Below are 10,695 nucleotides of genomic sequence, written 5' to 3'. Positions count from 1 at the left end.
TCAAAACGATTTTCTATTTCCTGAAAAATATGTAGAGATATAGCTTTACTGATAATTGCTGCATATTGACTGCGCTCATCAATCTCTTCACGCGCATCTTGGACAGTAGAATCGCGAAGATAATTTTCGTCCTTTATCATTTTTTTGACGAGTTGGGGGATTTTCGTACCGAGCTCTGTTTGTTTGTTATTATCATAAATAAGCTGTGGGTTTAGAAAAAATAATTCACCATCATCTTCTCGTATCTGTTTGCTTTTTGTCCGTGTGCCACTTATAGAGCTATATATTTCGTTTGTTTTTTCGAGATGGTTCTTTATTAAATCTAAAAGCATTTTCTCATTCTCTTGTGCTTTCTTCTGTGCTTCAAGCTTTTTTTTAGCCTCTTCTCGTAACTTTCTTTGTCGTTCCCGTTCTTCAAACTCTGCAAATGCCTGCAAGATCGCATCATTTCTGTATATCTGTTCTACGGTGCTTAGTGGACGTTCAGGTCCTTCTCTAAGAGAAAATAAACCGCTAGCCTTTAGAATTGTGTTCTGCATTCCCAAAATTGTCGCTATTACTATTGAAATAACAGTTTTTTTCATGTTATTTTCTTCTTAATCGTTTCATATATCTTATTATATTTTTAATTGTAATTTTAATTTTGATGGATAAATTATTTTTATTTAATTATTTTGTTCATTGGCATATTCATTTCTAGTCTTGCTATTATCTTTATACACTATTGAATTTTAGTTATCTGGCTATTAGGGGAAAGAATGTTTCCTACTATATCTAATTTTAAAGTGTTTAAAGGTCATATCTTATTGCTAATAAACGTGTTTGTAATGGGCGTTAGCAATAGGATGATGAGAATACTGAAAAGAGTATGGTCCCTTCTCTGAATACATAATTGACATTTTTCATAGAGTGCAATATTTCTATTGATCATTTGTAGATTACATGGCTAATCTACAAGAGTAAGTGTGATACGTTTGAATGTATTCACTAAAAGAAATACAATCCCATGCAAATAAAGCAAGCTATTATTACAATCAAGTTATCGAAAGATTTTATCGTATAGAACGTATGATGGGCATTTCTTTATTTTCGCTGCTAAGAATTTTCATACTATGTGTTTTCTTTTGTTGGCTGATAAATGCTCGTTCTGCATTATGCGAATAGTTAACCATTTGTAATTTTGCTGTTTCATTCTGTATCAGGGCGACCATTCCAGTTATATGTGCTTGCAGATCGGCAATACTTTTTAGATCTGTTGTTTTATTAATTTTTTCTAGGAGTTCTAAGAGTTGCTTAAAACGATCTTCTGCGTCTTGAAAAGTCTTTAAACTTACGGCTTTATCAGCACTTGTTGCATATTGAATACGTTTAGTGATGGTATCGCGGGATTCTCGAACAGAAGTGGGAGCATTTTCTTTCAGAAAAATATCTTTGATTGATGCGGATATATCTGAAACCTTATCTTCATCGTAAATTAACTCTGGTTTTTTGAGAAAAAAACTAGTGTGGTCTGCTTGTTTTACTCCAAGTTCTCGATTTTTTGTTATAGATTGATGCGTTTCTTGTGTTTGTTTGAGTTGCTGTTTTAATAATTCAATAATTTCTAGATAATGTTGCGGTGTAGTAGGTTTATTTTCCTTCTGGGTAGGAGTTGAGGAGAATAGGTTTTTTGCTGGAGCCCATCCCCAACTCCAAGCCATTGATGAGCTTGGCGTTCCTAAAATTGCTGTTATGGCTATTGTTATAATTACCTTTTTCATGTTTCCCTCCTGTCATTTTTGACATGTTGTAAAAAAATTGGTAACCATACTGCTGGATCATCGCCTACTTCAGCGATAATGTTTTCGACCAATTCTGCATTATCAGGCGTGCCTGATAATACCAAGAGCTCCTCACTAAAGTCTCTATCAATGGTTTTTCCATCGATTTTCACATGGAATTTACCGAGATTTAACTCTGCAAGTGCAGATTGGTCGCCTTGCTTGATAAGAAATTGGCGACTAAATTCACCGAGTCCTTTGATTAGTTCAAATTCAGCATCAGTGAGTTTAAAACCTTGTGTATAATCCTCATAACTTGCCTTAGGATTGGCTAGAAAAATGTAAGTTGCACACTGTTGAATAAGAGTCTTGGCGATATTACTTTCTAAGGCATCGCTAGGTTCTTGTGTGGCGTAAACAAAAATACCATTTTGTTTACGGATGGTCTTTTGTTTGTTCTTTGCCAAATCTTCAAAATATGGATCTTGCAAAGGCTTCCAAAATTCATCAAAGATATACATAAACCGCTGACCGCTAATCATTCCTTCTGTGCGGTAAAGCAAATACATCATGACTGGAGTCCGAGTTTCTGGGTTATCTAAGAATTCGGTAATATCAAAACCGTAAATTTGGTGGGTTGAGAGATCCAGGGCATCATTGGGGTTATCAAATAACCATCCATAATCACCACCTTCACACCATTTTATTAAGCGAGCATGAACAGATGGATGTGCATTATAATCGTTTAAATGTGGATTGGGTAAGAACTGCACTAAAAAAGACAAACGACGCAGAGATCTATCAATATTGCTGCTCATGACAGACATGACAGCTTGGTTAATTTCTTCTTCGTCGTGATGTGTAACTTCACCGCCAGCTTCTGCTAATTTTTTAACAAACTGTTTTAGAAAAATCAGATTATCTTGTGTGGGAGGAAGTTGAAAGGGATTGAAACCACTTCGCCTACCAGGCTTGAATGTGAGATATCGACCACCCATAGCCCGAATAACAATTTCCATACCACGATCTTTGTCAAAGACAACAGTTGTTGGTTTAAATTTCTGCGCTTGTGCTAATAAAAAACCAAGAAGCACAGTTTTACCAGAACCAGATTGTCCTATAAGTGCGGTATTACCAAGCAAACGTTTATTTGTCGAATCCTCTTCAAGTTTAGAGGCATGAAAATTAAAATAAAGTGGCGTTTTACTGATTGTTTTAAGAATTGTAACTGCTGGCCCCCATGGATTTCCTGTTGGTTTGCCTGACATAAAATTGTGAAAGGATGAAAATGACAAAAAGTTCAGCGATGTAATTGGTGCTGGACGTGGTCGCCATTTCCAATTTGCAGGCAGTTGCGCCCAATAACCAGCCTCTATGGCCAAATCTACCGGTTTTGGTAATACTGCTGCATCTAGCAATGCGGCACTTGCTTTTGCCATATAGTCACGAACTTGTTGAGCTGTATCACCATAGATGGTCAACGTACAATGATGTTCACCCATGACAAAATGCCCGCTAACAAGTTGGTTTAACGCTTCGTCAATTTGTTCAATTTGACTTGTTGCTACATCGCGAGCATCAATAAGGTTACGCTGATGACGCTGTAAATAATCCTTAGCAGCATGCCGTGAGAGCACGGAAAAACTTTGCGTCAAGATGAATTCAAAGTCACTTTCCAGCAAAACATTTAATTGTCCTGGTTTTGTTGTCGTGTCGTATTCTTTAATTTCTAGCATTCCAAATCGACGCATTCCACTGCTTGTCCGCAATTCGCCAAGAGCACCCCATTTCGAGAAAAAAGGTCTGTTAATAGACATATAGTCAGCAAAACGATCAAAACAGATCGGCATAGATCTGTATTCGCCATTGACGAGCATTCCAAGAAATTCAAGCGCAGAAGAATAAACATGTCCGTTTTTTTCATAAACGCCAAGAATTTCTGCACCATAACGCTTTAACGATTGGCCTAGAGTGTTGTTGATATCATTGAGAGCCTTGATACATGATTCCTGCCGCATCTTTTTTTGATCGAGTGTTTCACGCTCATGTTGAGAAAAGAATGACATGATTTTATCAGCAATCGGTTGGAAAACGATAGTCAGATATAGGTCATTGACCATCAGATTATAACCAGTAAAGCTTTGCCGATATTTTTCATCAAGCTGACAGCAAAAAGCTTGATCAAATGTTGAATCAGGATATTCATAAACACGTCGGCGTACGATATGTGTCCAAAATGCCAAATTGGCCGATGCAATACCACGTAGGGTATTGTTTAGCTCTTTAGTCCACTGAAAGATATCTTCTTGTGAAGCACTTTGATGCGAACGCCCATCAATCTTCCAGACCGATAAATATTCTGCATTTTTAGTAGAGATAATTGTATCTGTAATATGATGTGAATAGGGTATAAACAGGCTTACTGGCGTTTCTGATGCAAGGCGTTTGCCGCTTTCAACAGCTATCATATTTATCTCCTTTTGCGGTAATCAGAGGGACTATAACTTGAAGCTCCCCAGAAACTTTTGTTGCGGTTACGAAGTTTGGTATCAATCCACAACCACCAGATACGAAACGCCTTATCATCATTTTTGGTAATTTGTACCATAACGAACCATAGGGGCGGAGCAATTATCCACAAAAAGATATTTATTGTCATAGCAAAAATAGCTACACTGATGGCCATAACGATAAGTGGCATCATGGGTACACCCCAAAGAGTTGGAACACGTGTTGCTCCTTTAAATAAGGGAAATGCTTCATTTTGTTGTGGTTTCATGTGCTACTCTAGCTATTGGATGTGAAATAATATATGGCTAATATAGAATGCTGCTCCAGCGATAATGACACTGAATGCCCATCGTATAAATGTGGCTCTTGCTATGATGCGAAATATATAAATAAGTAATAGAAATAAAAGAATAACAGCACAAACAATGGGTATGACCATACTAAGTCCGTATTGCATACCCATGAGAATATCTAAGCTCTTAGTTTTTGTTTGAGCACATACTGGTTGGAGCATTAAGGACATCGTCGAAGCTATCACAATAGCACTGATCTTATTGCCGGTTTTTGCTTGAAGAATATTTAATTGTTTCATATCTTTTATCCCCATATGACTGAACCTACTCTTGAGAATGTTCTCTTGTTTGCAGCATAAATGATATCATTACAGATATATCCACAACTCATAAATAGATTTTTTAAAACATTTTGTATTTTATTTGTTTCATGCTTGATTTCAATTAGCTTTAAATAACATTGCAACAAGTTGAGTTGCTGAACCAGCTATAACAACACCAATTGCCCATCGTACAAAGGTATCTTTTTCGATATAACGACCTGCATAACCAATTGCTAAACACAAAAGTATGACAGCAGCAGCAATAGGGATAATATGATCAATAAGATCTTTCTTTAGAGCGTCTAAAGCATCTTTAGCATGCTTTAGTTCTGCATATGCGGGATGAGCCATAAAAAATGCAATTACAGTTGCAGAAATTGCAATAATTCGATTATTACATTTTGATTGGAAATTACTTAATCGTTTCATCTTCTTTTCTCGTAAGTACCATTTTTAGTTTACCTATAACGGATAAATAAAAGCCATTTCGTTTAAATTGAACTATAATTAACCTCATTATGGTTTAAATAACATTGTGACAAGTTCAGCTGCTGAACCAGCAATGACAACACCAACTGCCCAGCGTATAAATGTATCCTTTTCGATATAACGACCTGCATAACCAATTGCTAAACACAAAAGTATGACAGCAGCAGCAACAGGAATAATGTTTTTAATAAGATCGTCCTGTAATTTTTCTAAAGCACCTTTTGCATGTTTTAATTCTGCATACGCAGGATAAGCCATAAAAAATGCCGTTATAGCTACAGGACTTGCAATAATCCAATTATTACATTTTGATTGGAAATTACTTAATCGTTTCATATTCTATTCTCATTCAAATTTTAACAATGTTTATCTCTTAGCAGCATAAGTAAAGACTACTACTGGACACAGACTTTCTTGAAGAAAAGCATTTTGTGCTAAAGGCTTCATGATTAGCCAAACAACATTTTAACAAGTTCAGTTGCTGAACCGGCAATGACAACACCGATTGCCCAGCGTACAAAGGTATCTTTTTCAATGTAACGTCCTGCATAACCAATTGCTAAGCATAAAAGTATAACTGCAGCGGCAATAGGAATAATATTAGTAGTAAGATCTGTTTGCAGAGCGGTTAAAGCATCTTTTGCTTTACCCAATTGTGCATATGCAGGATGAACTATAAGTAACGCGATTACAACTTCGGAAATTGCAATGATTCGATTACCATTTTCAAGTTGGAAATAATTGATTTTTGTCATCTTTTGCTCTTATTAAAGTTCTTATGAATGCTGTTTCTACTTTTTAATATTGAGTTATATCATTACAAATTTATCTGTAGCCCATAAGTAAAATCTGTTTTTTTTAAAATACTTAACTTCGTTATGGTTTAAATAGCATCGCAACAAGTTCAGCTGCTGAACCAGCAATGACAACACCGATTGCCCAGCGTATAAAGGTATCCTTTTCGATATAACGTCCTGCATAGCCAATTGCTAAACATAAAAGTATAATAGCAGCAGCAACAGGAATAATCTTGCCAGTAAGATCGTTCTGCAGATTTTTTAAAGCTGTTTCAGCATTTTTCAAAGTTTTCTGAGCATATGCAGTATGAGATACAAAAAATGCATTCACAGCTGCAGAAATTACAATGACTCGATTGTTATTTTTTAATTTAAAATTATTTAATTGTTTCATTTTCTTCTCTTAATCAAAACTTTTATAATATCTACAACTTTGCAATATAAATTATTACTCTGGATGGATTCTTCTTGAAGAAAAGCATTTCGTGTTAGAAGCTTTATTATTTACCGAACAACATTGTAACAAGTTCAGCTGCTGAACCAGCAATGACAACACCGATTGCCCAACGTACAAAGGTATCCTTTTCTATATAACGCCCTGCATAACCAATTGCTAAACACAACAATATAACAGCAGCTGCTATAGGAATAATCTTGACACTCAGATCGTCTCGAAGTGCTTCTAAAGCAGTTTTAGCATTATTTAATGCTGCATATGCAGGATGAGCTATGAGTAATGCGGTTACAGTTGCAAAAATTACAATGATCTGGCTATTGTTTTTTGATTGGAGATTATTTAATTGTTTCATTTTCTTTTCTCATTAAGGTTTATGTGAGGCTCATTTTGTACCCTTTAATTTAAGTGATATTATTGCTAATTTATCTATACTTGATAATTAAAATCTATTTTGTTTATTATATTTTTTTACACTTGGCTCTAATACGAATTAAACTTATGTCTAACGTTATATTTCAATGGATTTATTATTTACCGGTAAACAATAAAGTGGCAAGTTCAGTCGCTGAACCAGCGATGACAACGCCAACTGCCCAGCGCACAAAAGTATCTTTTCCGATGTAACGGCCAGCATAACCAATTGCTAAACACAGAAGTATAACTGCAGCAGCAAGAGGGATAATATTACCAGTAAGATCTGTTTTCAGATCACCTAATGCTTTTGCAGCCTTCTCTAATTTAGCATACGCAGGATAAGTCATAAAAAATGCTGTTATAGCAACAGAAATTGCAAATATTTTACTATCATTTTTTAATTGGAAATTATTTAATTGTTTCATCTTCTACTCTTATTAAGGCTTTCTCATGAGTACTATATTTACTTTTTAATACAAAATGATACTATTAGCGCTTTATTCACAACTGAAGAATAAAATTTACTTTGCATCATAATTTTCTTCACTATGGGTTTTGAAATAACATTGCGACAAGTTCAGCTGCTGAACCAGCAATGACAACACCAACCGCCCACCGTACAAAAGTATCTTTTTCTATATAACGTCCTGCATAACCAATTGCTAAACACAAAAGTATTACGGTAGCGGCAAGAGGAACAATTATCTTCAATTGATTTTGGAGTGTTTCTAAAGCTGTTTTGGCTTTGTCCAAAGTTTTTGCTTGAACGCATATAGGATGCACCATAAAAAACACAGTTATAGCTGCAACAGTTGTAATAATTTTATTACGAACTGTTGTTTGGAAAATATTTGTTTGTTTCATGTTTTTCATCCTGATTAAGTTTAAAACTGCCATAGACAACCCCTCTTTCATGAAGAAATTTAAAAAGATATTTTGGATCAGCCCAAGTTCTTAGTTTTCCTCTTTGTGTAAGAAGTGTATACTCATTTGCTGTTCCGGTTACTGGATCATCTGCAACAAATGTAAAGTACCACTCCCTTTCTGAACGCATCACGATTGTAATCTCACGTGCCGCTTTCTGATTAAATGCTATATCCACACTGTTTTGTTCTATCATTTTCATTATTTCTGCCCTCAATTAGAAGAGATTTTATGCAATCTTACTAATTAGAGCATTAATATTTTCTTATCTACCTTTCATCATGCTATTCTATCAAAATTGTAAGTCTAATCGATAAATGTAGTCATCATTAGTCCTGCGGTCTTTCCAATGAAGTGTCTTCTACTGTAAAGGCGTCATGAACACTACTTTCTTTATGTGTAAAAGCATCTTCTTCTAAAGACGCAGGAAGAGACTCTATCTTAATTGTTTGTTCTGTCTTTCTTGTATGAAACTGTAAAGTTTCTTCTAATTCTTCGCTTACAGGCGCAGAAGTTTTCACCTCGACATATGAAGCATTTTTTTGCAAATGAAGGTCAGAAAAACTATTTGTGAAATTTTCTGCATTGTAAAAACTAAGAACGGTTCGCTCAGCACTGTATTGCGGTAATTTTTGCTCTTTTTCACAGCAATGTTTTAAAGCAGTCCGTATAACGTTAAGATTCTTGCAACGATCAAAAATTTCACAGAGAGAGAGGGGCAACCATTTCTGATTTTCAACACTCATTTGCCCTAAATTTACGTCAAAATTGTGTTCACTCTGCTTAATTGTTACTATTGTTTTTTTAGGTGCGAATGGATAGTGTGGTAATTTATCACTCATGTTTACTGCACAAATATCATTCCATGACTCTTGCATAACGACAGTTGAAGGTACTGTCGCGTGTAGAGTTGATGCGTATGCAGCGGCAAACATTATGAAATTTGAAATAGTCATAATTCACACACCCAATGATGAAAAGATCTCTTGATACAAACGTGAAGTTTGCGTAGTTTTTCTGATTGTTGCCACACTGTGTTTTGATGGATATACGAAGTAAGATTCTTGAGCTTAGAATATCCTGTATGAATGTAAATTTGCTTCCTTTTAAGAAAGGTTTTCACATATGCTAATATCCAATCAATGTGATAGTTATTATGTTTGCAAAAAGAGAAATTACTCTTAAAGGATAACCATTTTTGTAGGGTTGTTAGGGCTGATTGTTTTATATCATTTTCTGACTTTTCAATTTTTTCTAGAGGATATTGATCTAAACTAAAAAGCCGCTGAGTATGAGAATATTTCTCATTATAAGAATGAACTGTATGATCATTATGCGTAGAGGGGTTGTTCTTTTTTACATATTGCCATAGTTTATAAAATGGCGATTTATATTCACTTTTGACCGCTGGTTCGTGAGAGTCAGGGAGAGGTAATAGGTTTTTTACACCTCGATTATCCATTTCAGCGATCAAACCGAAAAAGGATACAGTCGTGACAATTGCGACACAATTAAACAGCTCTTCGTGGTTCAAAGCACATCTCCGTCAAGGTGATATATTTATCGTAATTTTAATTTCGATAATAAATGGACAAAAATTGTCTATAATTGTGTTTAAAATATGGCAAAGCATAATTCTTTTTTGCAAGGGGAGTAATTAAGGTGGATGATCTCAAAAAGATGAATTTTGATGAACTACAAGAAATGCGTGCTCAAATCGATGTGGAATTGAAAAGGCGGCAAGCAAAAGAAAAACAAAATGCACGGCGCAAAATTCTTGAAATTGCCAGTGCGCATGGAATTGATATTGCTGATCTTGTGAGTAAAGAACGCCATTATAGAAATCCCAATAATCAATGGGAGTTATGGAATGGACGTGGGCGTAGACCTAAGTGGATTAAGGAATGGTTGGAGAGTGGTTGTACGCTTGAAGAGTTAGAAGTGACATAATACTCAAGCAATATACAAAAGATATGAGAAGCAAGAGATGGGAATTCAAGCAGTGTGTTCTTTTTGGTGATTCGATATATAAAATGCTGAGTTAATGTTTTAAACTGCTGAGCGGTAAAGTAAGACTATAAAAAGCACGTAGGCGTTCCTTCAAGTGGGAAAGCTATGTTGCTAACATGTTGGCACTATCCATACTGTTGAGAAGCTCTCAATGTTGTTAGAGCATCTTGGATGCGAGAGTGTTTATGAGAGGCGTTTTTTCTTTTTTACTCATTTTTATCTATACGCCAACTCTTCTTGTGTTGTGCAAGAAAATGATTTTTATTGATTCAATATGAGAGCTATTGCGATAAAAATTTTACAGTATTCTGCTTATGGTTAAAGTTGAAAAAATAATGATTTATCATGATAAATCATTATATTACCGTAATAATCCCGGTATTGCCATTCTCTTTGTCAGCTCAAATTATGCTTATTTTTGCAGTGAGATAATTTATGAGAGACATTTTCATCTTTTTCTTAAATGGTTTTATCTATATATTGATTTCTTGTGTGATGTGTAAACGAATGGCTTTTATTGTTTCATCATAAATAGGGTTAGGATAAAAAGATTACTGTTTTCAAGATTCTTATTCAATATGCAAAATTATAAATTCTGCTTTTAAGTCAATATGTTAATGTCTATCTTTATATTTTTAAATATTGATATGTAGCACAATAGCGTGATGCTGTTATGGATTTATTTGTTTTTTATGATGTGGTTGTAGAGAGAAGCTC

15 protein-coding genes and 1 pseudogene are annotated in these 10,695 nt (G+C 35.0%); 1 reads left to right on the top strand and 15 read right to left on the bottom strand.

Annotation, left to right across the window (positions count from 1 at the left end):
* From PVV68_RS02640 to PVV68_RS02570, 15 genes and pseudogenes are all read right to left on the bottom strand, one after another.
* Positions 1 to 584, bottom strand: a pseudogene (locus tag PVV68_RS02640) (hypothetical protein); the annotation flags it as partial.
* 468 nt (positions 585 to 1,052) lie between these two features.
* Positions 1,053 to 1,760, bottom strand: coding sequence for a type IV secretion system protein (locus PVV68_RS02635; protein ID WP_273720587.1), 708 nt, complete (start codon positions 1,758 to 1,760; stop codon positions 1,053 to 1,055).
* Positions 1,757 to 4,228 (bottom strand): VirB4 family type IV secretion/conjugal transfer ATPase, encoded by a 2,472-nt coding sequence (locus PVV68_RS02630; RefSeq protein WP_273720588.1) that lies wholly within the window; start codon positions 4,226 to 4,228, stop codon positions 1,757 to 1,759. The genes PVV68_RS02635 and PVV68_RS02630 overlap by 4 nt, the downstream gene beginning before the upstream one ends.
* A 2-nt stretch (positions 4,229 to 4,230) precedes the next feature.
* Positions 4,231 to 4,539: a type IV secretion system protein VirB3 gene (locus tag PVV68_RS02625; RefSeq protein ID WP_273720589.1), complete on the bottom strand. Its 309-nt coding sequence runs from the start codon at positions 4,537 to 4,539 to the stop codon at positions 4,231 to 4,233.
* Positions 4,540 to 4,551: 12 nt separating this feature from the next.
* Positions 4,552 to 4,863 carry a conjugal transfer protein gene (locus PVV68_RS02620; protein WP_273720590.1) on the bottom strand — a complete coding sequence of 104 codons (312 nt, stop codon included), beginning with the start codon at positions 4,861 to 4,863 and terminating at the stop codon, positions 4,552 to 4,554.
* Positions 4,864 to 5,004: 141 nt separating this feature from the next.
* A complete protein-coding gene (gene trwL / locus PVV68_RS02615) occupies positions 5,005 to 5,316 on the bottom strand; it encodes a VirB2 family type IV secretion system major pilin TrwL (RefSeq protein WP_273720591.1) in 312 nt (103 codons plus the stop codon).
* A gap of 87 nt (positions 5,317 to 5,403) precedes the next feature.
* Positions 5,404 to 5,712 carry a VirB2 family type IV secretion system major pilin TrwL gene (trwL, locus tag PVV68_RS02610; RefSeq protein WP_273720592.1) on the bottom strand — a complete coding sequence of 103 codons (309 nt, stop codon included), beginning with the start codon at positions 5,710 to 5,712 and terminating at the stop codon, positions 5,404 to 5,406.
* Between the two features lie 113 nt (positions 5,713 to 5,825).
* Positions 5,826 to 6,131, bottom strand: a complete 306-nt coding sequence (gene trwL, locus PVV68_RS02605) for a VirB2 family type IV secretion system major pilin TrwL (protein WP_273720593.1) — start codon at positions 6,129 to 6,131, stop codon at positions 5,826 to 5,828.
* A 121-nt stretch (positions 6,132 to 6,252) separates the two neighbouring features.
* Positions 6,253 to 6,567 carry a VirB2 family type IV secretion system major pilin TrwL gene (gene trwL / locus PVV68_RS02600; RefSeq protein WP_273720594.1) on the bottom strand — a complete coding sequence of 105 codons (315 nt, stop codon included), beginning with the start codon at positions 6,565 to 6,567 and terminating at the stop codon, positions 6,253 to 6,255.
* A gap of 106 nt (positions 6,568 to 6,673) precedes the next feature.
* Complete coding sequence (gene trwL, locus PVV68_RS02595) at positions 6,674 to 6,982, bottom strand: VirB2 family type IV secretion system major pilin TrwL (RefSeq protein WP_273720595.1); 309 nt, start codon at positions 6,980 to 6,982, stop codon at positions 6,674 to 6,676.
* A gap of 175 nt (positions 6,983 to 7,157) precedes the next feature.
* Positions 7,158 to 7,469: a VirB2 family type IV secretion system major pilin TrwL gene (trwL, locus tag PVV68_RS02590; RefSeq protein ID WP_273720596.1), complete on the bottom strand. Its 312-nt coding sequence runs from the start codon at positions 7,467 to 7,469 to the stop codon at positions 7,158 to 7,160.
* Positions 7,470 to 7,590: 121 nt separating this feature from the next.
* A complete protein-coding gene (gene trwL / locus PVV68_RS02585; RefSeq protein ID WP_273720597.1) occupies positions 7,591 to 7,908 on the bottom strand; it encodes a VirB2 family type IV secretion system major pilin TrwL in 318 nt (105 codons plus the stop codon).
* Positions 7,871 to 8,170, bottom strand: coding sequence for a KorA family transcriptional regulator (gene korA / locus PVV68_RS02580; protein ID WP_273720598.1), 300 nt, complete (start codon positions 8,168 to 8,170; stop codon positions 7,871 to 7,873). The genes trwL (PVV68_RS02585) and korA overlap by 38 nt, the downstream gene beginning before the upstream one ends.
* Positions 8,171 to 8,297: 127 nt before the next feature.
* Complete coding sequence (locus PVV68_RS02575) at positions 8,298 to 8,924, bottom strand: TrwN protein (protein ID WP_273782642.1); 627 nt, start codon at positions 8,922 to 8,924, stop codon at positions 8,298 to 8,300.
* Entirely contained in the window at positions 8,921 to 9,502 is a 582-nt protein-coding gene (locus tag PVV68_RS02570) for a hypothetical protein (protein ID WP_273720600.1), read from the bottom strand. Before PVV68_RS02570 ends, PVV68_RS02575 begins: the two co-directional genes overlap by 4 nt.
* 128 nt (positions 9,503 to 9,630) lie before the next feature.
* On the opposite strand from PVV68_RS02570, the gene PVV68_RS02565 reads away from it, so the two are divergent.
* Complete coding sequence (locus PVV68_RS02565; RefSeq protein WP_273720601.1) at positions 9,631 to 9,918, top strand: H-NS histone family protein; 288 nt, start codon at positions 9,631 to 9,633, stop codon at positions 9,916 to 9,918.
* The last annotated feature ends 777 nt before the right edge of the window (positions 9,919 to 10,695 follow it).

The organism is Bartonella sp. ML69XJBT (genome assembly GCF_028618515.1).
In the GTDB taxonomy this organism is placed as follows: Bacteria; Pseudomonadota; Alphaproteobacteria; order Rhizobiales; family Rhizobiaceae; genus Bartonella.
The sequence above is the reverse complement of the archived record's forward strand: the minus strand, read 5'-3'. Positions and strand labels throughout refer to the sequence as shown.